The organism is Nostoc sp. CCY0012, from assembly GCF_963920855.1.
Taxonomy (GTDB): Bacteria; Cyanobacteriota; Cyanobacteriia; order Cyanobacteriales; family Nostocaceae; genus Cyanocohniella.
The window spans coordinates 1-23,285 of record NZ_CAWUDM010000093.1; the positions used below are offsets into that span (position 1 = coordinate 1).

At 42.5% G+C, this 23,285-nt stretch carries 24 protein-coding genes and 3 pseudogenes; 12 read left to right on the top strand and 15 right to left on the bottom strand.

All coding sequences use genetic code 11. The annotated features are described in order from the left end of the window. Positions 1 to 290: pseudogene (locus ACM0OS_RS21930) on the top strand (hypothetical protein); the annotation flags it as partial. Positions 291 to 679: 389 nt separating this feature from the next. Here the strand turns inward: ACM0OS_RS21930 and ACM0OS_RS21935 are convergent. Genes ACM0OS_RS21935 through ACM0OS_RS21945 form a run of 3 tightly spaced genes read right to left on the bottom strand, consistent with a single transcriptional unit; the run spans position 680 to position 2,799 of the window. Next, positions 680 to 1,429: a Swt1 family HEPN domain-containing protein gene (locus ACM0OS_RS21935; RefSeq protein WP_414545310.1), complete on the bottom strand. Its 750-nt coding sequence runs from the start codon at positions 1,427 to 1,429 to the stop codon at positions 680 to 682. A 57-nt stretch (positions 1,430 to 1,486) separates the two neighbouring features. Continuing rightward, the gene (locus ACM0OS_RS21940) at positions 1,487 to 1,894 is read right to left on the bottom strand and encodes a hypothetical protein (RefSeq protein ID WP_414545311.1); all 408 of its coding nucleotides are present in this window, start codon (positions 1,892 to 1,894) and stop codon (positions 1,487 to 1,489) included. A 2-nt stretch (positions 1,895 to 1,896) separates the two neighbouring features. Further along, complete coding sequence (locus ACM0OS_RS21945) at positions 1,897 to 2,799, bottom strand: hypothetical protein (protein WP_414545312.1); 903 nt, start codon at positions 2,797 to 2,799, stop codon at positions 1,897 to 1,899. 507 nt (positions 2,800 to 3,306) lie between these two features. On the opposite strand from ACM0OS_RS21945, the gene ACM0OS_RS21950 reads away from it, so the two are divergent. Further along, a complete protein-coding gene (locus ACM0OS_RS21950; protein WP_414545313.1) occupies positions 3,307 to 3,858 on the top strand; it encodes a tyrosine-type recombinase/integrase in 552 nt (183 codons plus the stop codon). Positions 3,859 to 3,912: 54 nt separating this feature from the next. Here the strand turns inward: ACM0OS_RS21950 and ACM0OS_RS21955 are convergent, their stop codons facing one another. After that, a complete protein-coding gene (locus tag ACM0OS_RS21955) occupies positions 3,913 to 4,344 on the bottom strand; it encodes a putative toxin-antitoxin system toxin component, PIN family (RefSeq protein WP_414545314.1) in 432 nt (143 codons plus the stop codon). Further along, on the bottom strand, positions 4,341 to 4,562 hold the full coding sequence (locus ACM0OS_RS21960; protein ID WP_414545315.1) for an AbrB/MazE/SpoVT family DNA-binding domain-containing protein: 222 nt from the start codon (positions 4,560 to 4,562) through the stop codon (positions 4,341 to 4,343). Before ACM0OS_RS21960 ends, ACM0OS_RS21955 begins: the two co-directional genes overlap by 4 nt. 98 nt (positions 4,563 to 4,660) lie before the next feature. On the opposite strand from ACM0OS_RS21960, the gene ACM0OS_RS21965 reads away from it, so the two are divergent. Beyond that, positions 4,661 to 4,885 carry a tyrosine-type recombinase/integrase gene (locus ACM0OS_RS21965; protein WP_414545316.1) on the top strand — a complete coding sequence of 75 codons (225 nt, stop codon included), beginning with the start codon at positions 4,661 to 4,663 and terminating at the stop codon, positions 4,883 to 4,885. Between the two features lie 240 nt (positions 4,886 to 5,125). Here the strand turns inward: ACM0OS_RS21965 and ACM0OS_RS21970 are convergent, their stop codons facing one another. Both ACM0OS_RS21970 and ACM0OS_RS21975 read right to left on the bottom strand, forming a co-directional pair. Continuing rightward, the gene (locus ACM0OS_RS21970; protein WP_414545317.1) at positions 5,126 to 5,554 is read right to left on the bottom strand and encodes a hypothetical protein; all 429 of its coding nucleotides are present in this window, start codon (positions 5,552 to 5,554) and stop codon (positions 5,126 to 5,128) included. Positions 5,555 to 5,780: 226 nt separating this feature from the next. Continuing rightward, positions 5,781 to 6,092 (bottom strand): reverse transcriptase N-terminal domain-containing protein, encoded by a 312-nt coding sequence (locus ACM0OS_RS21975; RefSeq protein WP_414545318.1) that lies wholly within the window; start codon positions 6,090 to 6,092, stop codon positions 5,781 to 5,783. Between the two features lie 771 nt (positions 6,093 to 6,863). Here ACM0OS_RS21975 and ACM0OS_RS21980 point away from each other — a divergent pair. Beyond that, a complete protein-coding gene (locus ACM0OS_RS21980) occupies positions 6,864 to 7,223 on the top strand; it encodes a hypothetical protein (RefSeq protein ID WP_414545319.1) in 360 nt (119 codons plus the stop codon). A 46-nt stretch (positions 7,224 to 7,269) separates the two neighbouring features. Continuing rightward, a pseudogene (locus tag ACM0OS_RS21985) lies at positions 7,270 to 7,596 on the top strand (transposase); the annotation flags it as partial. 258 nt (positions 7,597 to 7,854) lie between these two features. Here the strand turns inward: ACM0OS_RS21985 and ACM0OS_RS21990 are convergent. Next, complete coding sequence (locus ACM0OS_RS21990) at positions 7,855 to 8,286, bottom strand: type II toxin-antitoxin system VapC family toxin (protein WP_414545320.1); 432 nt, start codon at positions 8,284 to 8,286, stop codon at positions 7,855 to 7,857. After that, entirely contained in the window at positions 8,283 to 8,507 is a 225-nt protein-coding gene (locus ACM0OS_RS21995; protein ID WP_414545321.1) for a hypothetical protein, read from the bottom strand. Before ACM0OS_RS21995 ends, ACM0OS_RS21990 begins: the two co-directional genes overlap by 4 nt. A 186-nt stretch (positions 8,508 to 8,693) precedes the next feature. On the opposite strand from ACM0OS_RS21995, the gene ACM0OS_RS22000 reads away from it, so the two are divergent. The 3 genes from ACM0OS_RS22000 to ACM0OS_RS22010 are packed head-to-tail and all read left to right on the top strand — an operon-like array spanning position 8,694 to position 13,443. Continuing rightward, positions 8,694 to 9,464, top strand: a complete 771-nt coding sequence (locus tag ACM0OS_RS22000; RefSeq protein ID WP_414545322.1) for a ParA family protein — start codon at positions 8,694 to 8,696, stop codon at positions 9,462 to 9,464. Then, on the top strand, positions 9,464 to 10,537 hold the full coding sequence (locus ACM0OS_RS22005; RefSeq protein ID WP_414545332.1) for a ParB/RepB/Spo0J family partition protein: 1,074 nt from the start codon (positions 9,464 to 9,466) through the stop codon (positions 10,535 to 10,537). Before ACM0OS_RS22000 ends, ACM0OS_RS22005 begins: the two co-directional genes overlap by 1 nt. A gap of 41 nt (positions 10,538 to 10,578) precedes the next feature. Further along, complete coding sequence (locus ACM0OS_RS22010) at positions 10,579 to 13,443, top strand: AAA domain-containing protein (protein WP_414545323.1); 2,865 nt, start codon at positions 10,579 to 10,581, stop codon at positions 13,441 to 13,443. Between the two features lie 71 nt (positions 13,444 to 13,514). Here the strand turns inward: ACM0OS_RS22010 and ACM0OS_RS22015 are convergent. Beyond that, positions 13,515 to 13,601 (bottom strand): annotated as a pseudogene (locus tag ACM0OS_RS22015) (ParA family protein); the annotation flags it as partial. Between the two features lie 217 nt (positions 13,602 to 13,818). Here ACM0OS_RS22015 and ACM0OS_RS22020 point away from each other — a divergent pair. Continuing rightward, on the top strand, positions 13,819 to 13,941 hold the full coding sequence (locus ACM0OS_RS22020) for a hypothetical protein (protein ID WP_414545324.1): 123 nt from the start codon (positions 13,819 to 13,821) through the stop codon (positions 13,939 to 13,941). Positions 13,942 to 13,963: 22 nt separating this feature from the next. On the opposite strand, the gene ACM0OS_RS22025 is transcribed toward ACM0OS_RS22020, so the two are convergent. Continuing rightward, entirely contained in the window at positions 13,964 to 14,464 is a 501-nt protein-coding gene (locus ACM0OS_RS22025; RefSeq protein ID WP_414545325.1) for a hypothetical protein, read from the bottom strand. Positions 14,465 to 14,589: 125 nt separating this feature from the next. After that, positions 14,590 to 16,245, bottom strand: a complete 1,656-nt coding sequence (locus ACM0OS_RS22030; protein ID WP_414545326.1) for an IS1182 family transposase — start codon at positions 16,243 to 16,245, stop codon at positions 14,590 to 14,592. Between the two features lie 662 nt (positions 16,246 to 16,907). On the opposite strand from ACM0OS_RS22030, the gene ACM0OS_RS22035 reads away from it, so the two are divergent. Then, complete coding sequence (locus tag ACM0OS_RS22035; protein ID WP_414545327.1) at positions 16,908 to 17,282, top strand: hypothetical protein; 375 nt, start codon at positions 16,908 to 16,910, stop codon at positions 17,280 to 17,282. 25 nt (positions 17,283 to 17,307) lie between these two features. Here the strand turns inward: ACM0OS_RS22035 and ACM0OS_RS22040 are convergent, their stop codons facing one another. The 3 genes from ACM0OS_RS22040 to ACM0OS_RS22050 form a co-directional block, all read right to left on the bottom strand. Next, positions 17,308 to 17,628 carry a hypothetical protein gene (locus ACM0OS_RS22040; RefSeq protein ID WP_414545328.1) on the bottom strand — a complete coding sequence of 107 codons (321 nt, stop codon included), beginning with the start codon at positions 17,626 to 17,628 and terminating at the stop codon, positions 17,308 to 17,310. Between the two features lie 962 nt (positions 17,629 to 18,590). After that, positions 18,591 to 20,135: a relaxase/mobilization nuclease domain-containing protein gene (locus ACM0OS_RS22045; RefSeq protein WP_414545329.1), complete on the bottom strand. Its 1,545-nt coding sequence runs from the start codon at positions 20,133 to 20,135 to the stop codon at positions 18,591 to 18,593. Then, the gene (locus ACM0OS_RS22050; RefSeq protein WP_414545194.1) at positions 20,110 to 20,517 is read right to left on the bottom strand and encodes a plasmid mobilization protein; all 408 of its coding nucleotides are present in this window, start codon (positions 20,515 to 20,517) and stop codon (positions 20,110 to 20,112) included. The genes ACM0OS_RS22045 and ACM0OS_RS22050 overlap by 26 nt, the downstream gene beginning before the upstream one ends. Before the next feature lie 769 nt (positions 20,518 to 21,286). Between ACM0OS_RS22050 and ACM0OS_RS22055 the strand changes: the two genes are divergently transcribed. Together ACM0OS_RS22055 and ACM0OS_RS22060 are read left to right on the top strand one after the other, a co-directional pair. After that, the gene (locus ACM0OS_RS22055) at positions 21,287 to 21,634 is read left to right on the top strand and encodes a hypothetical protein (protein WP_414545330.1); all 348 of its coding nucleotides are present in this window, start codon (positions 21,287 to 21,289) and stop codon (positions 21,632 to 21,634) included. A gap of 159 nt (positions 21,635 to 21,793) precedes the next feature. Continuing rightward, a partial coding sequence (locus ACM0OS_RS22060) for a serine/threonine protein kinase (RefSeq protein ID WP_414545331.1) occupies positions 21,794 to 23,285 on the top strand: 1,492 nt, incomplete at its 3' end.

Below are 23,285 nucleotides of genomic sequence, written 5' to 3' on the forward strand. Positions count from 1 at the left end.
TAGATAGAGAATATATGGAGCGGGTTTATCAGTTGGAATTTGAGGGAGTTGTTAATGCCAATGAACGCAGAACGGGGAGAGATAAGTTATCCCCAATGGCTCGACAATTATTTGATTATTTAACCAGAACTGAGAAGATAGAAGCGTCTGTAAAAGATATTCAACCTAGTTTTAAAGTTAAGGGAGAACGGTTTACTGTTGAGCAAATTAAGGGATGGATGTATGAGATTGTGGGGGCGCATTTAGCTGATTGGGTAGGGGAAGGAATTATTAAATTAACCCAGATTTGAGCAGACAGGAGACAGTAGACAGTGCGGACAGGAATAGACAGAACGTAGACACAGCAAGGGACAGCGCTAGACAGGAGCTAGACAGGAGGCTGTCTGGTAGACAGTAAAAAGTTAAATGCTCGACGTTTCTTGAATTTTAATTGGGGTGGTTTGTGAAAATCTTTGCTTATAGCGACCCCAAGACATTGGAGCGCTATTAGTGATCGCCTATTCCCCATATAACCCCATCATTTTGTTTTGAGTGGCTTCTAGAATCCCCAAGCCCATAATCTACCGCCCGAAAGGTTAGACCCTGGTTTAAGGCTATTTTAGAAACCGCTAATTTAATCCGAACTGTTTCTCACGTTTAACGGCATTAAAAATATGCGCTGATAACTAAAATATTGGTTTTATTTATACAAACATTTTATTTGACGACACCAATCACGAAAAGAAATAATTATTCTTTGAAAATCGTCTTCAGATGGTAAAACTCCGTTATGAGCAATAATATGTCGCAAATCTTCTATTTGCATAAATCTATTTTCAATAAAATTAATATTTCCAATATAAGGTAAAAATAAATAGTCATTTTTTCTAATCAAAGTAGCCAAATCCTTCCACTGCATGTAATAAAGAGGTGAACTAGAACCGCGCGGAGAAATCCATTTATTTTTTTCCTCTTTCTCTTTTAAGGTTTTAAAACTTTTTTTCATATCTGAATTTGAAACTTTATCCCACCAATCTTCTCCCATCTCTTGAGAATATATATTTTCAATAAAAGAACGAACAGAGTTTTCATAACAATGAAGTATCAGATATAAATTAGACATTTTATAAGCTTTTAATATATCTTCATTGTTCAGATAAGGCGTGTTAATAATATCAGTATATGCCAATTTATTAAGAATACTATAAAGAGTAGCTTCAGCTATTGACATAGCTAAATTTAAAGACCCATCATCGGAAAATTTAGTACCTTTTAAAGCGTTAGACCATATACTTAATTCATCTTTCATGTCAGCACCGATTAGAATTTCTACAACACTATCTAACCAACTTGAAAAATGTTTAAAAATAACATCGGGAGAATCATAATATGTCATCATATCGGAAAGTCCTGACAATAATGATTCTATAATTTGTCGCTTATAATTCATAGAATTATCAAAATTGAGTTAGATATTTTACTGTAATGCCCTTTTTAGAAAGTACATTTAAAATGACCATTCATGTTCTAGATCATCGAGAGCCGCTCTCACTGATGTTATATCTGCAAAGTCTTTAAATGGGCTGGATTTAGCGAGTTCTATGATGGAATGCAGGAATAAATTTAATTGGTTATTATCACCCTGCGCTATTGCCTGATCGACTTTTTCAAACAGAAAGCGAAAATTATTTGCTCGTTCGTCAAATGAGCTTTCAAGATACCTTATCAGAACATCACGATCAGCTTGAATCTGGGCAATTGTTGTTGTTTCCCAAGCTTCAATGCCCCGCCTTTTAGTCCTCTCTTCCTCTGCAACTATCTTGTAATCGGTGTAGGCTTGAACGATAGAGTGTAGGTATTGAGCAGTATCTGTACCTGCACCCAATACTTCTACAGAAACTTTCTTAGTTGTCATGTCTATTTACCTGATAGGGTGCGGTATTTTTCTAAGATGGTCACAGTGCCAAGGTTAAGTTTTCCCTCACTATTCAAGACTGGGGTTTTCAAAATTTCTACAAGTCCCTTCATGAGAAGTCCTACCTGTTGAAACTTCTCAGCATCTCTCTTTGAATCAAAAGGTTGAGATTCAAGTTCGTTCAGCCCTTCAACAGCAAGAGTGTTTAAGGATTCAAACACACCTTTTAACTCAGCAATGCGCTGTTTTACTTGTTTTGAATATTTTTTGGCTGCGTCAATATCAGTAATCGCTGTATTGACTTTTGCTACATATTCCTGCGCCTTGGTCATGGCTTTCTCACCTTCACGAGCCGCAAAAAAGCCACCAATAGCCAAGGCTGGAATAGTAGTGATACCACCTAGCACCCAAACACCAACAGCCATACCACCACCACCGGCTGCAACTGCTCCACCGCCAAACCATGCCAGCATTGCATTTGTAGCGGCGGCTCCACTAAGGCTTGAGATAGCTGTTCCGGTGCTTGCTACTCCTATAGAGGTAGCAACACCTATAGCACTACCGTAACCGGCTGCTGCGGCTCCAGCGGCTTTAGCACCAGCCATGAAATACTGTTCTGCTGCTACGGCAGCAGCTTTATATTCTTGTATCTGCTGAACTGAAAAGTTTAGACCCTCTAAAAGTCGCTTCTCGCTTTCAGAAGCTTTCCTACCAGTGCGTTCAACAAAGTCAACAAAACGCTTAATCGTGTCTTTTATGACCCGGAGTTGGAGTTGACCATACTCCTCTGCTAACTTGTTTGTAGCTTCTTCCTCGATTTTCAACCATTCAATAGCACGTTCATATCGCTCTTGAGCGCCTTTAGCAAGTTCATTAGCTTTCTGACCAGGGTAAAATGAAACCACTAACTAAATGCTCCTAATTATTAGCCATAAATGATTTCATCATCCTCGCTGCCGTCTTTTAACGTCGTCCGCATGATTACCTGTATTTGACACTTTCACTAAGAAAGTTCGCAATTAGAGCGCTATCTGGGCGTAACTGAAAAGCAGATATATGTCAGCCCAAAGCAACAGGCTGTGAAAAGCATCTTAGCTGTAGCCAAAAGTTGATATCGGTTTTGATAGCAACGATGGAGCAACCAGGGGTACAGAAGCGAGTATAGACAACTCATGCCAGCCGTAATCCGAACCGACACTATTAATGCGGATTATACCTGCAAGTGGTCATCGTGCAGCCTAGATAAGCAAGTTTTATCAGCCAACGGAATCATGAGGGTTGTAGCCGTTGGGAATGATAAGTAGAAATTGATCGCTCGTTGTCGCCTTCGTGACCCCAACGAAGATACAATACTTTTGGGGATTGATTACACGTTTTCTCAGTTAGGTGTAATGCCCTAGAAGGTAGAAAGGATGAAGGTTAGCGGCAACGGACAAGGCAAAATACTCAGCCAAGACGAATTAAGGCGATTGTTCACTGAGGGTTTACTTACTCCACGCGATCGCGCTCTGTTTGGCATCTGCCTGTTTACTGGTTGTCGCGTATCAGAAGCGTTGGCTCTCAAAAAGACTGATATCAAATCAGGAACCATCACTTTCCGCAAGTCTACCACCAAAGGCAAGTACAAAACACGGATTGTAGATATTCCACCAGCACTAGCAGCAATATTGGCGGAGTATCAACCCAAGAGGGAGGTGATGTTTCCTGGCAAGCGCGGTGTAACTGAACGGCTGACCCGATTCATGGCAGACAAGATTTTACGGGATGCTTGCAAGCGGATTGGGGTAGAAGGAGTCAGCACCCATTCGTTTAGGCGAACTGCCCTCACGCAGATGTCCAGCGCTGGGATACCTTTGAGAACTATTCAGGAAATCTCTGGTCACAGTGATTTGGGGACGTTGCAGCGTTATCTGGAGGTTACGCCAGAGCAGAAGCGCAAAGCGGTTTCGGTGATTGGGTTTTAGTGTCGGTTCGCTTAGGAGTGGGGTGGGGTTGGAATGGCACTAAGACCGGAAAAACTAGGGTGACTGAGCATCAATAACATTTAGAAAATCTTCAGCAGTGATAATTGGGCAAGAAAAATCATCTTTCAGGCTGAGTAAATCGCGATCACCTGTCACCAGATAATCCGCCTCACCAACCACAGCCAGAAGTAAAAAAGGCACATCAAACGGGTCACGACATTCAGGAATTATAGGCAACACATCAGGTATCGCCACAGCCTCACAAAAAAGTATGTAATCCGATAATAAATCTTCTTGCTCAATTGGCGTGAGCTGAAACTTTGGATAAGCCAGCACTCGGATTAACTCAGTTGTTGTTGCTTTAGAAACCAGGGGAGTGAAGCGCTCATCCTGCCATGCCAAACGAATCCTAGATATTCTTCCCCCAAAAATCAGCGCCGAGACTATGATATTAGTATCAATTACAACCCGTGAACCAACCCTCATGACTGACGCGCCCAAGCCACTGCATCAGCCACATCCTGCTCACTCAGCCCCAAATCTGCCAGCTTCGCCCGCACCGCATCCGCTCGCTGAATTTTTACAGGAGTCAGAATAATTTGCCCATCCTCTACCTTTACCTCAAAATACTCAGCCTCTCCGATTTCACGGGTAATACTTTTAGGCAACGTTAGTTGATTCTTAGAAGTTAACTTGGCGAGCATGACAAGCCTCTTAGCCTTTTGCAGACAATGTAAGGATTCCTTACTTTATTATATAAGTCTTCCCTTACAAGCGGCATGGGTTGGGGCATATCCATAAGGTGAGTGCTGACAAAATCCTCAGAGATACCTGTGTGCGGCTGGGCATTGAGGGCGTTAGTACTCACAGCTTTCGGAGGACGGCGTTAACCAGGATGAGCGATGCCGGAATACCCTTGCGCCACATACAGGAGATATCGGGACATCGGACTTTGGCAGCTTTGGAGCGTTATCTGGGGGTAACTGAGAAGCAGAAGCAAAACGCGATCTCTGCTTTGGATTTTTGAATAATTTAGGGGAATTACTTTATCACGAGATTTCTATACCAAAGTCTACACGGGAGGAATCAGCACTTTAGGAGCGATGGTGTAACCGCCCGACGTAGGCGGGGCATGACGGGTTGTAAAGTTTTGTAAAACTAATTGTCAAAAACCTTGAGTTACCGTTGTTTCAGCCTCAACCATTACTTGACTATTCAAATGAAGACATTCCCTAAAAGGAGCAAATTGTAGCCACTACCTTTCGTCCTAAACAATTATCGTTACATCGGTTATTTTGTACTCAATGTAATATTCAGAGTTTTCACTAACGCTTGAAAAAGTCTTTCCTCCAGAATGGTCTGTATAGTAGAAATCATGCCCTCCTAAGTAATCATCTCCTGAAATAGAATCATAATCCCATATTTCCACACGGATATGCTTATCAAAGATAAACGCAAGTATTTTACCCTCAACTTCATTACCATTCTGTAGTTTTGACTTAGGTTGTAGCTGAATATTACTGTCTTCATCAATATCCCAACTATTTTGCAAACCTGGATCTCTTGGAATCCACTTCCATGATTTATCCCAATCACTCAAAACTCTGAAATAAACATCATCATTTCCCGCACCAGACGAATGAGTTATACACCTGATACTCTGTAACGTAAGATATTTAAATTTGAATTCTGCCATATTTCCTCCATTTACTTATAGGGTGGCCACCCTTATAGCGTTTTCTAGTCTACTGAGGTACAAATTTATCCGCGTTCATCTGTGTTTATCTGCGTTTAATTATTGTCGTTTGTACTTCACTAGGGTAATAAAAGCTATATTTAGAGAAACTAAAAAAGATTAACTCTATCTAGAGAAATATAGAGTGAATCCATCCCTAGATTCATTAAATTCATAGTTTCATTTATTAAAACAAACTATTATCAGAAAAAATCAATACCCTTTGTTCTGGGGTTAGTACAATCTGAGCATCGATGCCAGCAGTATTTTTCCCCTGGTTTTCCTGGGTGATTCGTCGCACAGATAATAGCAGGTTGGAGAAACTGCGTAACATTAGTTTCATCAGGCTTCTGACCTGATTCCACTGTTGGTTCTTAGTTGCACGATAAATTCTCTGTCTTAAGTTCCTTACACGCTTTTTTGTGAGCCGCCAGTTAATGTCAGCCCAGTTTTGAAGCGGTTTTCTTGTTCCGATGTCCAGTTGGACTCTATCTTTCACAATGAATTCGGTTCTTTTTACGTTGATTTATCGTTGAAGACCTACCGGAAGTCTGCCGTTTTTCAACGTGGGGCAAAGCTTGAACCCCTATTCCCTGCATTACCAGGGACATTCGCTTTCTCCAGTATCCTTTACCCACTGGATAGTTGTGCGTTCCTTGCGGTTCGCCTACTCTGATATTGGTAGCAGAAAATCCATTGGGCTTACTGTAGTTTCGAGTGTTTGAGAAACGTCCGGGTCGGGTTCCGCCTATACTTCGATGGGATTACAGTCTGTCACTTAACAGAATAGCGAGCCGTTAAGTTACCCATTTACCTTTTGGTCTAAGTGTTTCAGCCTGATTTCACTTATCGCGTAAATGACAAAGTTTCATCGACGGTTCATTTACATTAACCCTGTCGGACTTCCCCTCGCCTATCCCCAGTTTGGGCTACCAGGAACAGATACTTTCGTGGTCTGCATTCCATTGGGTTCATTGCTTACTTCCAATGTGACCGGAGTCAGTGACTCTTTTACGTGGGGACGGTGAGACAGACTTCACCGGGAGAGTCGGCTCTCCACTCATTTTGTAAGGATTAAATAAATCCTTTAACACTCAACTTTCTACATCGCACCGCTATATCTACGCCAAAAGGCGGAAATTTTCATGAATCGTTGTACTACCCCTTTGCACTTCGCCATATCTAATCGTTAGCTTGCCGAATGCTGACTCCAGAACAGTTGTTAACAACTCTTGATTTTTATCTTGAATAACCTGAAGGAAATAAAACGATGAAAAAAATGATAGTGCCAACTACGATAATCACTTCCGTGATGCTTCTTACTAATTCAGCAGTAGCGCAAATGGTGCAATCAGTTTACCTCGAAGGCAGGACTGATTCTACTGGACGTTTTGCTATAAATCATCAATATGAAGCAGAGCCAAGCAACTGTGAGAGTACCCGTATTGTAGGGGCAACAGTCGCTATTCGCAATTCTGGGAATGGGCAATGGTATATAGTTCACGACAGAAACGATGCGAAACAAGCCATTAACTTTGGTAATAGGGTGATTACTGGGTATTTTGGCACTAATGAATTTAAGAGCCAGCCTGTGCGAGTAGTTTTGTTTTTGTCACATCAAATTTGCTAAGAGCTAATTTGGGATTTGAGCCAATCAGTTGCGGCTGTGTTTAAAAGCCGTGAGCGACCGAGTGACGATGTTGGGAATTTCTCGTTGGGCAGGCATTGGTGGTAGTTATCGGACGATGTTGCGGTTCTTTCATACAGTAATTCCTTGGGCGACGTTGTTTTGGCTATTTTTCCGCAAGCATTTGTTTCGGACAAATGAGGTATATTTGCTTGCAGGAGATGAAGTCGTAATTAGTAAATCAGGGAAACAAACTTATGGGCTGGATAGATTTTTTTCTAGCCTCGTCAGCAAACCTATATTAGGGCTATCTTTTTTTACATTATCATTAGTAAGTGTTGAGCCAAGATCCAGTAAAAACCTGAGCGTGGATAAGAATTAAGTCATAATTGTTGTGCTGCCCAGTAGCTCTAGCCACGACCACGCAATACGCCTGCTCAACGCTGCCTCTCAATCACCTTGCTATTTCTTGGTTATGACAATCCTTGCTAAGAAATTAACTACTATGTTTCTTAATGCTGTAGAACTCTATCACCTCAGTAAAACAGCGTTCACTCTCCTGGGCGATCGCTCTTAAGCCAAGATATGGCTCATTGCTGCCAGCACTACCCATTGTCGCGTACTCACCTATAGCTCAATTTTCACCTTTACTAACAAACCAATTTTCAACGTTTAAACCATTAAAAAACTCAAAATCAGAAACATTATTAGTTACCAAAACTAAATTATTACTACAAGCAATACTCGCAATTTGACCATCTACAAAAGCAGGGGTTTTGCCAATCTGAGACAATCTAACCCTTTCTTGGGCGTGCCATTGTGCCGCCTTTAAATCATAATCAAATACTGGTAAATTTAAGACCGATTCATAAATATAATTTCTAAGATACTCTCGCCGCTTAGATTCTGGCAACCGCAAACAGCCATGTAGAAGTTCATGAACAACCACACTAGAAACAGCCACTTCTGACTTATGAATATCTATTTGGTGTAAAACATTGGCATTAGGAATAGGGCGTGCTGGCTCTGAGAGAATATTAGTGTCAAGCAGAAATTTCAAGCTCATAAATTAATCTCTCTGCCTACACTCTTGTCTCGTAAATCAGCAAAATCCTCATCAGTAAAGATAATCCCTTCGCGTTGGATTACCTGTCTAAATTTCTGTAGTCCCTGCCAAAATTTATCTCCTCTAGATTCCTCCTTTTTTTGACGCAGAAACTCAAATAAATAGTCTTGTTCTTCTGTGGGCAAATTGTTAATGGAATTAAGAATTTCTTGTAAATTCATCAATTAAGCTCCTCTAAACTAAACCCCAACTGTGCTAACTGTATTTTAATTTGAGCAGGTAAGGTTTGAGGTTCGCTCCTCTGCCCTTCCCTAGAACTTCTCTTCATCTGATACACTTCAATAAACTGGAAACTAAAACCGAGTCGGTTGACCCTACCTCAACTTATTTTCTAGGAACTCCTGCAAGTGTCAACTACTGACAAGCAATGCCGCATTATTGCACTGTTTAACCAGGCGGGTGGTGTCGCCAAATCAACACTGACCCAAAACTTGGGATACCACCTCGCACAACGAGAACACCGCGTCCTCCTCATCGATATCGACCCCCAAGCGTCCTTGACCAAATTCATGGGGTTAGTGCCATCTCAGTTACAAAAAACCATTGCCGATGCCATTATCGATGAGCAGCCCTTACCGATTCATGAGGGCATTCACGGTATGGATTTGGTTCCAGCAAGCCGAGTCCTGAGTGGAGCCGAAATGCAGTTAGTCAGTGCTGCTATGCGTGACTTGCGCCTCAAGGAAGCCATAGAACCAGTTTTAGATGAATATGATTTCATCCTTATAGACTGTCCGCCCAGTTTAGGGTTACTTTCTTATATCTCCCTAGTCGCTGCTACACACGTCCTCGTCCCCATAGAAACCCACCTCAAAGCCTTTGAGGGAACAGACGAACTATTACAAACTATCACCCACGTAAAGAATAAAGCCAACCGCAAAATCCAAATAGCCGGGTTTATTCCCACGCGGTATGCTCAACAAAACTCAGCCGATAAACGCGCATTAGCAGCTATCCAAACACAATTGTTAGCTTGGGGTAGGATATTTCCACCTATTCCCAGAGCCACGGCTTTTGTTGATGCCACAGAAGAACGTGCGCCCCTAGCGGTGTTTGACCCTAAACATTCTGCCGTCGCTATCCTTGATGAAATCGCTTTGGCTTTGGAGGCGTTGTGATTAGACGTAAGCAAACTGATAAACCCTTTGGGGGACAAATTACCACTCCACCCCCAGCCCCTTGGTTAGATTCACCAGAGGTCAAGACAGCAGGTGCTACTGAAACTACTGTCAAGCTAGAAGATATAGTTCTGCCGCAACACCAGCCCAGACGATATTTTGACCCACAAGCATTAAAAGAATTAGTAGAGTCAGTCAAACAGCATGGCATCCTCCAACCTTTGTTGGTACGTCCACTAGGTGGAGGAAAATACGAATTAGTAGCAGGAGAAAGACGTTTAAGGGCAGGGCAAGAAGCAAAACTTGAAGTCGCGCCTGTGGTTGTGCGTGAGCTATCAGATGACCAAGCGTTTCAGTTGGCTTTAATTGAGAACCTGCAACGCGAAGACCTTAACCCTGTTGAAGAAACTGAAGGGATCTTGCACCTGTTGGCAATCCGGCTGCATTGCGATGTAGAAGCCGTCAAATCCTTGCTGTATCGAATGAAAAACGCTCACAGTAAGGGGGAACAGCCCTCAAAAGACTCATTAAATGAATCTAGGAAAAACGTTTCTCCTAACCCCGATAGTCCACAAACTCTTGACAACGTTTCTGACCATTTAGCCGATGAAACTGAATCTAGGAAAAACGTTTCTCCTAACCTAGATGAAGAACAATCAAACACGGTACAACAGGTGTTTGAGAGTTTGGGACTCATGAATTGGCTATCGTTCATTACCACACGCTTACCTTTGCTCAATCTGCCCGAAGAAATTTTAATAGCACTGCGGGGAGGTCAACTGGAATACACCAAAGCCCAAGCATTGGCACGGGTAAAAGATGACGAAGTGCGACAAGAACTATTGTCAAGGGCAATAGCGTCGGATTGGTCTTTAAGCCAAATCAAAGAACAAATCATCGCCAACACTCCTGATGAACCATCTCCCTCATCTAAAACACCTAACCAAATACCAGAACGGCTAAAAGATATCACCCAGCGCATTAAAAAGCGTCAGCTATGGAAAGAACCTCGTAAACAAAAGCAGCTAGTAAACCTTTTAAACAAGCTAGAAGCGTTATTGGGTGATGAGTAATTTGGTACGAATTGCTATGTGATCAAGGGGAAGCAACGGAGATGGCAGAGAATTTACAGATTCGACAATTACTCAAGGCTTGGTTAGATTACATCCACGTCGAAAATTTGAGTAATGCCAAAGTAGAAGCTGCCGATTTGGAACAACCAAATATCTGGGAGTCTGGTGTAAATCTGATAGGCGATAAATTATTGGTTGATGAGTCTTTATTCAAGGAACTCAAGGAACCCTTCAAAAGCTCGAAGAAAGAAGTACAACCAAAATTACCATCAATTGCTGTAGCTTTCCCCCAGATTTATGAAATTGAAACGAATCGCCGTCAATTTCGCCCGTTGTTTACCATCAACGTTTCTCCTATTTTTACAGGCAATTATCGTGCTAGTGGATGGGATTTAACCCAGTACGAGTTTCAGCCTATTATTCCCAATTTGATGCAGTGGTACGGACTGGAGGAAGAAGCGGCTGAGGAATTAGTCACAAGGGAAGGGCTGAAGGTGTTTCTGGAAACTACTTTTAATCGTCCCTTTAAGACACTACAGGATTTTATGGGACTGATTGAATTACCGCCGTTTCCTGTGCGGTCGAAGCTTCTGCCCTATCTATTGGATTTTGAATACGCTCCTTTTAATTACAACCTCAAAAAAGATTTTCAGAAAATCAGCGACCAGAATTACTTTCAATGGTCAAGACCAGGACATCCAGCTTACGAATATCTGTTTGGACAACCAAAACCACCACAGCATGAAGTGTTGTTTTTAGGTGGTTTTCGTAATTCACTGCCCGATGATTATCAAGCACTTGCTCTGAAACATTCACACTCCAATCCTCTGACTGCGGTGATTGGCCCACCGGGAAATGGCAAGACGACACTGTTGCTGCATAAGATAGCCCAGCAAGTGGTACATCGAGCAGTGGAATTAGCGTCAACTGGCAGAGATAGAAGTAACCTAACTGTGGTAACAAGCACTAACAAATTTGCTGTAAAGAACGTTGAAAAAATTTTAGCCAGTAACTTGACCTGTGACCGTTTCTACTTATCAGGAGGGTCAAGAGATTTCGTTGAGAGCCAAGTGTTACCTAATTTGCAAGCTGCACTCGATTGGTTAGCTAAAGAAACGTTTAATTACGATGAATGGGAGTCACTAAAGCAACAGTTATTAGCAGGTGTTCAACAAATAGAATCTTATAAAAAACAAGATGAAGATGAGCTTCAACAGAAAAGGGTTGATGAGCAATTATTAGAGGAGCTATGCCAAGAGATACGGTGGTTTGAGTCGGCGATAAATACTTCTCTTATTCAGCAATCATCATTAGAATCTTCACGGGACTATTCTAGGTTTCCAGTAGAAGCCTACCAGCAGATAGGATACCATCTTGACAGTGCTAGGCGTTCTTTATCGGCTAAAGGTTACTGGCTGGCATTTAGTAGAAACGCTAACTGGTTTGTCCAGATTTGGCAAAGGATTAGACGATTCTGGCAGTCGATAATCAAAACCAGCCCTCGTCATGTCCTCAAACGGTTACATAAAGAAATAGAAATGCCTGTGTTAGCAACGCTGGCTACTCCATTCCCCTTTGAAATCCCACTAACCACTGAATCTCTCATTGCAGCCCAGGAGAATGTTAATCAGCTTTTAGCAGAAGCATCTTCTTGGCAGCAGCAACAGAATAGTTTTGATAGCACACAACAGCAGTTAGAGTCATTACAGCAAGAACTGACTAACCTGATTACTCGCCGAGGAGAGGTCGAAAACCGACTGGCTGCTTATCCCACCAAAGATTTTTACAGCCGTTTCTACAGCGAATTACACTCGCTGCAAGTAGATTTATTTGAGTGGGCTTGGCAATTTCAACAGCAGGAAGCTAGGCGACGGAAAGATGAGGTGACAACTTCTATTAGGACTTACATTGCATTATTGAATGGGGAATGGGAAGCTTACCGCCAGTTAAGCTCAAATTGGAGAAACATTTATCGAGATATCAGCCTGTTATTTCCGGTGTTCCTTTGCAATTTGCACTCCATCCGCAATTTGTTACCCTATCCCGATAGTGGCTGCATTGATCAAGTAATTGTTGATGAAGCGGGGCAGATTCCACCGTATCAAGTTTTTCCGGTTTTGGTGCGGTGTAATCGGGCTTTGATTGTGGGCGATCCGTTGCAATTGGAACCGGTGATTAATTTGAGTGACCAGCAGAAAGAGGAATATCGTAGCAAGTCTTTTCTGGAACAGGGGCTTACAGATGTAGATTATGACCGCTACAGTCCTACAGCTACCACAGCTTATCATCGGGCGGCTGGGGCATCAGGACAACCGGGGGATATTGGTCAAGGGATTATCTTGAAATATCATTACCGTTGCGTTCCGGTGATTGCTGATTTTTGCGATCACCTATGCAATTACGGCATGATCATCAAGACTGAGCCTAAAGCTTCTCGGTTGGGTACTAATTTGATTGGTTGCCATGTGGAGGGGAAACTGGAAAATTACGTTAATTGGGCAGAGGTTGATGCGGTAGAGGTGTTAATTGATGAGTTGTTAGCGGCGGGTTATTGCATAAATCCTACTGACTCTCTTAACGAAATTGGCGTGATTTCACCTTACCGCCGTCAAGTAGATGCACTGATTCAACGTTTACGATCTCGCTGGACAGATTTTCCAAAGCAGAGCATTGGCACAGTTCACACGTTCCAGGGGGGTCAGAAATCAGTGATAATTTTCTCGACTCGCCAATGTCAACCAACTGATAGTCTCTGGTTTATCAATCGGCGGCCTAATTTACTGAATGTAGCTGTGAGTAGAGCAAGAGAATTGTTTATCTTGGTGGGGGATTTGGGGCGAATTTCTTCAGGGGGACATACAAAGGAGTTGGTGGAATATATTAGGGAATTTGGGGAGATGCGATAATTTTGAGCAACCTTAAAAGCGAAAGGGTTATCCTTGAAATCAATTTAGGAGAAACGTTTCTCCTAACGCAATTGCGCTATTTGGTAGCCCAGGTTTTGGGTAAGGGTGGTTTTGGCAACACCTCCCGCCTGATTAAATACTGCGATGATTCGGCTCATAAGTGAGTTTATTTAACTGCCCCGTTACAATTAAAGATAACTGTTGATACGTCAATTAGTACTGTTTGTTTTTGTCTGGGGTAAGTCTCCCCACCAATATACAACTCATACTAAGTTTTATCTCTAATTCCAGTGAGAGCGCTCTTTTTGCTCAAAAAGCATAAAAACTCCTGCTTTCTGTCCTATTTTTGAAAAATTAATTTTGTTTAGTTGATGTATGGGTAACGATATCTCTGCACCATTAACACCTGAACCAAATATAAAACAGCCTTCAGATGACATTGCTTTAAAAGAAAGAGAACTTATACTCAAGGAAAAAGAACTTGCTGGGGTGAAATGAGCAACCGATGCTGTTGGCGAAGTCAAAAAACGCTCGTGTTTGGGTAAGTCAGTTCAGCAATGAAGCGATTGAGAGCTTTCTGAACAGCTTTGTAACCAGGAGCCTGCTTCCCTAATTTAAGATCCAGTAAAATGCGATCACGTAAAAGCTCAAGTTCTACTACTTGACAGGAAGCAATTGCTATTCTTTCCATCAATGCAGCATTCTTTTGACTGAGATTTTGTATTTCAGCTTTGAGTACTTCTATTTCCTCCTGATGCCGTGTATTACTCGGCGGAGAATCCATATCTTGCCTTGTAATACATGGAGGAAGGGCATCTTTATTCCGTGTATTACTTGGAGAAACCATACTTGGCAGAGCTTTTTCACCAATAATCTGCTCTAAATAGTCAGCCCTAGTAAGACCCAAGCATTCAGATGTGATGCCCAAAGCAACCCAAGTGGAATCAGTTAGTCTCAATGAGCGAACTAAACGATAGTCTTCGTTTTTCAGCGCAAACTTCCCCTGGATATCACGTTTCATAAATGATTCCCCATGTATTACACCGTAATTTTAGTTCATTAAGTAGCAGAGCGGTATCCGTGTATTACATGGAGAAGGATGATCTTAATAGATATTATTGGTAATCTGGATTGAAAGCTCTTGCTTCAAACTGGAGAGGGAGCTAGAGCAGCAAATCGAGAAATTCTGGTTTTCGCATGGGTTCGACCATGTAACCAAGCAACCATCCGCACCACATTGAGAGCCACGGCAGTCAGCAAGTGCTGGAGTTGGACTTTAACCAAACCAATGTAGCGGGCTTGTCGCAGCCCCAAAGTTGTAATTCCCTGAGATAGCGTTCCCTCAACTCCCGCTCTTGCGTCATAGAGCTTTTTCCAATCAGTGGAAAGCTGTTGTTTTCGCACGGTTTGCAATGCCAAGTATTCTGCCTTTGGGCGCAGTGTGAGTTCTCTTGGCTCAGTTTTCGAGCGAGTGCATAAAGCGCGGGCGTTGCAAAGTCGGCAAGTTTTGCGAGGAAATCTTACATTAATCACTGGATTGCCCCATTTGTCCTGAGTCGGAACCCACTTTTTGGTACTTTTTTTACCTTGAGGACAAGTTACCCGTTTTGTATTCCAGTTCACGGTAAACTGGCTGATATCATAACCGCCAGGCGTTTTAGCTTGCCAACTAACATTCGGACGTACTGGGCCAACTAAATCTATTCCATACTGCTTACGACTGGTGACGATAAGATTGCTATCGACATAGCCAGCATCAACAATATGTTGGCTGGGGAGTAGGTCTTTGGCAGCTAATGCCTCGTGGATAAGTGCAGTCTGGGTAACATCTGAAACCTGAGCTTGGGTGGTAATGGTATGAGTAATTAAATGGACTTGGTTCTCATCACAAGTTTCGGTCAGATGTACCTTATACCCAGTCCAAGTCACACTTCGTTTGTTACCAAAACGAGCATCAATGTCATAAGGAGAGTCAAAACGACTACCAGATGGAGCTAAGTCGCTGGCAGCCCGCAATCTTACTTGGTCATTCTCCACATAATATTGATGTACCCAAGTCTGTCGCAGAATTTCGACGGCGGGTACATGAGCAAGCCAATCTGGGACATCTTCTGCCCATACAGCTATCAGTAACTGCATTCCATCCGTGCCAATCATTTCGGCATATTCCTTACGAGCGGCAATGCCTTTGGGTAAGCGATACTCTTCTACGGCTCGACCGTAGCGTTCAAACCATTCCTCTGGAACCCACGAACGTAACCAGTCTGGCGCAACTGTGGCTAGATCATTGAGGGCTGCACGTAGGGTTTCACCTACCCCTTCGAGTCGGTTCAAGTTACGGATAGCAGCGAGGACATGGGTGGAGTCAGTACGCTGTTTTCCTCTTTCTTTGAGCCATCCACGTTCTTTAAATTGCTTCAGTAAGGTGTCTAACAGTTGTTGTTCTGCGCTACCAGCCATCAATCTGGCGCGAAATTCACACAAAACAGAGAAATCAAAACCTGAGTCAGTCAGTTCCAACCCCAAAAGATACTTCCAATCAATTCTACTGCGGACAGCTTCAGCCGTTTGTCGATCTGGCAAATCTTCAATAAATTGCAGCACACAGATTAACGCCAGTCGCCAAGGTCTAACTGTTGGTTGACCATGAGTAGGATACAAAGCGGTAAAATCACTGTCACTGTAAAGTGTGCCAATTTCATCTCGCAGGGTGAGATAAAGGTTCCCTTTGGGGAAAGCAGCGCGGGCGATACGAACTGTTTCCTCTGGCACAGGACTGATGGGTTGCGGTTTCAGTGACATATCCCTTACGCTCCTGGCTATATATAGTGCCAATCTTAGGGTGACACTCTACGGAACTTCTGTCTACTTTTGACTTCGCCAACAGCATCAGCAACGGTACAGATAGTTACGCTAAGGCTGTAACCCTTACTGTATAAGCATTATGTCAATTGATATTTTTGGCAATTCTCGATGTACCAAATAACCTATGGTGAGAAAATATTGCAGTCGGATGTCAGACATACTCTCAATCACTCTAGGAGTAAACGTTTGCAAAGCAATCTTTATGTATGCAAATCTCATTCTCAAGTATAATAATTTACATAGAGTATTTGCTCTAAAGCCAATCTAAGAATGCAGAGTTGACACTCTGCGGTCTGAAGACACGCAGATTCTTTAAGACTGGGCTTAAAAGGAATAGTCAAATATCCCCCTAGACGCTCAAAACAACTACCAGTACGAGAGGTACTGCAATTGCATTTAAAAATATATTTTTCCTTCAATAATTAGAAGGTAGTATCCCAAACTCTTAGCCAGAGTGAATAGTGGGTTTAACTATAGTAAAACTTTCACAGAACACGGGGAACAACACACTTATTAACAGTATATCAGTGTTTCGGAATTTTACAGCCGAAAGATTGGATTATATCAAGCAGACCGAGACTTCTACAAAAGTGCGGTTCATGAAGGCTAGCCACATACCTTTATTGTGGAAAGATGCAATCGTTCCTCCCTTCAGATTCAATCCTTTGCTACCAAAAGAGGAGCGTGGCAAGCCTAGTTTTGTTGAAATTAAAGCGAAATTCCTGCCACATAGAAATGTTTTCGCATTTGAGAGCTTACTAGGGTTGCCACAAGATAAACCGCCAAAGTTTCTAAAGGCATCAAAAGATGATAAGCTTGCCGCATTTAAAGAGAAAAAAGCGAATATAGCCGCCTCAAAGGGGAATAAACCCAAACCCCAACCTCAAACTAAGCCAGTCAAGAAAGCTCAACCCAAAACTCAAACTAAGCCTGTTCAGCCCCCAACAGCCCCACACCAAACACAATCCCAGTGAAGGAGTAGGGTTTTGTTGTATGTGGTCATGAAGAAACGCCAGCTTCAGCCGCCGCTACCTCTGGTTTAGGCTCTTTCGCCTTCTTTTCAAAGATTTGAACCCCAGCATCAACCACCTCAAACCCTTTTTCTGTGCGCTGTCCAAGCTTGCCCGATACAGCCCCAGCCCAGTCTGCAAATTCCGAGGCGCTAGTTTCTGCCTTCCGCCAGCTTTTAGCATTAACTTGAGCAGTGAAGACTATACCATTCTGATCGGTCAACTCGATTGCAACTTTTTTATTTTCTGTTGGTGTGGCTGTTGGTAGTTCGCCGCTAAATTTTATTGTCACTTCGCTTTTGACTTCCATACCTTACCCCTGGCTCATCATCAATTTAATTTTTCCCGCTCCTGATTTTATCTTGGATTAGGTTGACCACAAGATACGCGATCGCTTGACTATCGTAGTTAGATCACTTTGAAAGTAAACGTTGAGCATTCGGCTTGAACGAGAACCAAGACTCAACATTAAAAAACAAAATCTACAAAAAAAAAAAAATTTACCCCTGTTTTTGACCCTTTTTTTGTCTATCTAATTGATAATTACTCTCAAGATGAACCGCCCAAACCGTGATTATTGAGGCATTTATCAAGAAATATTACAGTTTTGGCACTAACTTCTTGATTTGACTCAATTCGTGCGTCTGAGATAAAACCTCAACAAAACATCCATTTTCCCAATTCTCACCAACTACATTCAACATCTCCCAATATCTAGACAATATCTCCCAATTGTCCAATTTATTTCTTACCTTTTTACACCTTAAATATCATCCAGTCACAAAATTCTCATTAGCTCAAAAATTCCCAAGAAATCCGAACAGTTCCCAAGACTTGTTAGAAGTCTCCCATTATTTCCCAATAATTGGTAAATTATCGTGAAATTCGCTTAAAAGCTTTTAAGCTCTGTAATCCATCTTTTTCTGACGCTCTGTAATCCATCTTTTTCTGACGCACAGTACGCCAAAAAGTTTTGACAGTTTTTTGAGCCAAAATTCTCTTTTCAAGAATAGTCGTTTCCGAAAAGACTACTTAAAACTACAGAAATAATACAATTGAGGCAATCAACTATTTTTTGAAAGCAGGGTTTCAAGATTTCACAACTCGTTGCGCTCTCGGTGACGACAGCAGAGTGGCAATGAGCAGGTTAGTGGATTTAGTTGGCTCAACCAGTTCCTTCATGCCCTTTTGAGCAACCGCTTCATCGAAGCGATTGCGCGGAGCGCAGTGCCGAAGGCAATCGCGGCAACGAGTTCGGTCTACACTTTAAGATCACAAACTAAGTTCATCCTCAAGCTGTCTTTGCCGTTGCTGTCTTTGGCGTTGTTGCTCTCCCCTGAAATGAGTTTCTAGTTCCTGACTCCAATCAGGATGATGGGTTTTGAGCCTTTTACTTTGGGGGAACAATTCTAATACTTGACTAGCAGTTCGATTCCCTTGCGGATCATTATTAAATGCCAGGACAACTTTGCAATCTTTGAGAAATTCCATAGGTAGGTTATTCGGGTCATCAGCCACCATAAACATGAGTTTATCTGGTGGTAATCCTTTGAAACTTATAATGCCGTAGGTTGCTGCTGACATGGCATCAATCGGGGAGTCACACAAGAGGACAGTTGCCACTTTATCTTCTACCTTTCCTCCCAATGTCAGATAAAACCAACCATTTGGTGTAGAGGTGTTTTGGTCTAAATCAACAGCGCGATGATTATGCAAGGGGTTTGTCCAAACTAATGCACCAGTTTTTTCACCATCCAGATTACGTTTGATAAACAAAATATTTCGTTGCTCATCTATGTAAAGCAACTGCTCGGAATGTAATCCTTGCAAAATGTAATCTGGTATGTAGCGTTTCTCGCTCAAATACTTGTGCAATTTCTGCGACAAAAGTAGATCCTCTGGTGGTGGGGTGAATTGAGGCTGTTGGTGTTTATGTTCAATCTCTTGAAAGAGCTTTTGTCTCTCCTCAACTCGTCGTGGTTTAGCAGGATTCAGCAGCAATTTATTAATAGGTTCATCATCACGTTCTGGTAGGTAGTCAACCCAAAGATGTTTTTGCAGACCAGGAAAGGTATAGGCTGCACCTAGTTGTGTACCACTGAAAGCCTGCCCGTCCTTTTCATAAGAAATTCCTTTGGACTTGCCGTTCCTAGTAAATCCCATCCTCACACTGATACCAGCCTGCTGTAAGCGCATAATCAACATTGGCATTTGGCGATACTGAGCAGATACGCTATCAATTGTCTGTTGAATCTGCTCTTTAATACTGCGCTCTGGTGGGGTATCGCGCAAACCCTGTGAAAATTCTTCTTGTTCTCGTCTAATGCGTCTAATTTGTCCAGTGCTGGGTGTGCGAGTTAGCTTCTCTTTACTCCCTTGGACTTGGACTAAATCATAATCAATTTCAATCTGTCGCAGGACTTTTTCAGAGCGTAAATAATCCCAAGAATCATGGACAAGTTTACCTGTATCCATCCTGATTCTACTGGCGGCAATGTGGATGTGGTCATCATCGGTGTTGTGGTGGCGGAAGATGACGAATTGATTGGCATCAAATCCCATTTCTTTCATGTAGCGATTGCCAATTTCACTCCACTTTTCATCATCTAATTTGTCGTCTGGGGCTGCTGATAGGGAGACATGGTAAACAACACGTTCGGCATCTGGATTTAGTTGTCGAGACAGTCTAAATTCTTTGGTTAATTCCCGCGCATTTCTCCCACTCATATTGCCGCCAATTAGTTGGGCATCATCGCGTGATGCTAAATAATCTAAGAGACTGCGAAAACCTCTACCCTTCGTCTGCTTCCCAATCATCTTCTTCGTCCTCCTCCCAGTCAGTTTCTTCCGTATCAGCTTGGGCAATGTTTCGTCTGCACTGATGCAACACTTCTAGAAGTTCTTGTAAAAGTTTTGGGTTGGCTGGTGGAGTGCGACCCATTTTTATGGCTGTGTTTGTGGCTTTGACGAGTTGGTTTAAGTTGTTGCCGATTTGTCCTAGTTCCCAATATGTTTGTAAGCTAATTTTACTCAGTCTTTTGGGCAGTGGTCGCAGCAATCCGTTACGCCTCATCAATTCACTGGCTGACATTCCGGCATCTTGTGATTTGATTCGCAGCAGATCCAATTCGATATCACTCAATCTCAGTGAAAAGAGGTGGTTTCTGACGAGTCTTTTTGACTGCTTGCGATTAGCCATAACGAGAGATTTGGGGACATTGCGAGGGGGTTTTTCAAGGGGGCAACTCCCCCTTGAACCAGTCTGCCGTTCGAGCGGAGCGAGACAAAGCGTCAGCTTTGAGGCATGGCTGGCTTCTAGCCCGATTTAGGTAGTAGAGAGGTGTCAGATGCTACGTATGTACTGAGGCACGACGAGAGGCTGGGGGCAGGATACGGCATAAACGTGGTGCTGATAATCCTATCAACTACGCTGGAGAATAGCAACGGCGTAGCTGAAATAACCAATAAATCAAGCATTGGGGGGAATTTAGATTAGGCGTAGCCACAATGGGCTAGATAAATTTAGCTAGACTAAATGGGGAAATGGCGTAGCCACAGTTATGAATTTATCAAGGGCGGGACTAAATAATCATCATGGCGTAGCCACTACATGAAAATCTGGTTACGGCGTAGCCGCAGTAGTAAAAATTTTTTAGATTAAATGAAAGTTACGGCGTAGCCGCCACACTAAACTATGGTCACGGCGTAGCCGCAGTAGCTAAATTTTCAAGCCTTATATTAAATGAGAAGAACGGCGTAGCCGCAATAGCGAATTGATAATCAGCAACTCGTAAGTCATACAATCAGCGTAGCTGTAATCATGAATTGATGAACAGCAACTCATGAGTAATAAACTCAATCGGCGTAGCCGCAATAGTCAAATTTTTATTACCTTTTTTAAAACAAGCTGGGGGAGATTTTTGCAAATAGTCGATAATTAGTAGTTAATTAATATTCATCAAATAACAATGGGTGAGCAGAAGAATCCAGAAGTAATTACGAAGGAGAAGATTGATCAGGCTATCAATCTACTGAAGGAGCAGAAGCCGAAGCAGCGAGAGGATGTATCGGACAGGGAAGCTGTTCGGAAGATGAGGCGGTATATTGAGAAGCTGACTTCTGACAAGTACGGCTACACTTACGATGAAGTTGCAGAGATGCTGAAGGGTTTGGGGATTAATTTGAGTGGTAGCCGGATTAAATATTTAATCGGTGAGTTGAGGAAAAGCAGCCGTCAGCGAAAGAAATCTGAGGAGGGCGACAATAATCAGTCATCAGAAACACGTGTTGAAGGTAAGACAAAACGGCAGCAATAAGCAAAAAAACAATAGCACCAGAGATTAATTTTTTAGATTAATTTAATTTTTCTGCCCTCATGCCATAGTTCTAGACTCATATATGTTGATCATTTTCTAATATCTTCTAAAAATTTCAATATGGTATATTAATTAGCATTAACTAGCTTCTACCAGACTATGAGATATCCTGATTTTTCCCCACAAGGTTATCAAGTAATTAGCGAACTAGGACGTAATCGAGAAGGGGGAAGAATTACATGGTTCGCATTAAAACTCGATACATCTCAACAGGTGGTAGTGAAGCAATTTTGTTTTGCTCAACAGGGGTCTAATTGGTCAGCTTTCTCAGCACATGAACGGGAAATTCAAGTGCTACAAGGAATGAATCACGCTGGTATTCCCCAATACTTGGGAGCATTTGAAACACCTGATGGCTTTTGTTTAATCCAAGAATACAAGAATGCTTCGACATTGACAATTGCTCGCAGTTTTGATGCACAGGAAATTAAACAAATTGCTATCCAAGCATTAGAGATTTTAGTTTATCTGCAAAATCGCATTCCTCCAGTCATCCATCGAGATATAAAACCAGAAAATATTTTGGTGGATGACCAACTAAATGTTTATTTAATAGACTTTGGCATGAGTCGGATTGGTAGTGAGGAAGTGTCTGGTAGTAGCGTCTTCAAAGGGACACCAGGATTTCTGCCACCAGAGCAAATACGCCAACCTACATTAGCCACTGATCTTTACGGTTTGGGTGCAACACTGATTTGTCTGTTGACGGGCATAACATCAACGCAAATTCAGTGCTTGACTGAGAATGATGACCCTTATGTGATTAACTTCCGTCATCTGTTACCACAGATAAGTTTACGCTTTCTTAACTGGTTGGAGTTGATGGTTAAACCTCAACTCAAAGACCGTTTTGCTAATGCACAAGTAGCTTTAGAAGCTCTAAGACCTCTAGATGTTGTGCGTGTACCGGGAGTTGAGTTAAGTAAATCGGTGCTAAAGTTCACAGCAACTCGCTTAGGTGAAAAGCAAAAGGAAACTATTACAGTGCAGAACCAAATCCCAGATACAGTGCTAGAAGGTAAATGGGAAGTTGCACCCCATCCCCAAGACCCACCACATACACCAGATTCTCACCCTTGGATTAAAATAGAACCCCCTGAGTTTAGGAGCAATAATACGGCTTGTCATGTACAAGTAGATACTAGCCAGTTGATGGCTGACACGTTGTATAAACGTCAATTGCTATTGCGTACAAATGCGTATCCAGAAATTTACCCGTTGACTGTGCAAATAGAGACAGCTCCTCTGCCAATTGAGAGGCGAAAAGTTCCTTATAAGTATCTTGTTAGCTGTTTCTTAGTGTGTACTGTTCTATCTATAGCAATATCTTGGGCTATAGCTATTGGTGGTTCTGAAGCAGTGGTTATGGCTGGGGCTATGGCTGGGGCTATGGCTGGGGCTTGCGGTGTGGCTATGGCTATGGCTGGGGCTATGGCTGGGGCTTGCGGTGTGGCTATGGCTGGGGCTTGGGGTGTGGCTATGGCTGTGGTTGGGGCTGTGGCTGGGGCTGTGGGTGCGGCTGTGGTTTGGGCTATGCTTGGGGTGTTTGAGGCTGGGGCTGAGGCTGTGGGTGGGGCTTGGGGTGTGGCTT